Raw genomic sequence first — 268 nt, 5'->3', positions numbered from 1 at the left:
GCTTGGTCACCCGCTCTGAAAGCCGGTCGAGCTCGTCCTCATAGGCCGCCCGCTCATCGGCCGCCATACGGCAGACGAGGGCGCCGTTCTTGTCCTGGCAGATCGACATGGCGCCAGTCTGGCGGTCGAGCCGGACGAAATGGTCGCCGCTCTTCTCCAGTTGGAATCGGCCCGCGTCGGTCTCGGCCGCTGCGGCGCCAAGCGGCAGGAGAACAGCGCCAAGTGCGAGAACCAAAATCTTCATCGTCTCATCCTCCGGATTTTGCCT

Annotated in this window: 1 pseudogene; it reads right to left on the bottom strand. The window is 64.2% G+C overall.

Annotated features, from left to right (window positions below):
* Positions 1-244, bottom strand: a pseudogene (locus EOD29_RS32065) (hypothetical protein); the annotation flags it as partial.
* Positions 245-268 lie beyond the last annotated feature (24 nt).

Source organism: Mesorhizobium sp. M1A.T.Ca.IN.004.03.1.1, assembly GCF_003997555.1.
In the GTDB taxonomy this organism is placed as follows: Bacteria; Pseudomonadota; Alphaproteobacteria; order Rhizobiales; family Rhizobiaceae; genus Mesorhizobium.
This window is presented reverse-complemented; position numbering and strand designations above follow the sequence as displayed.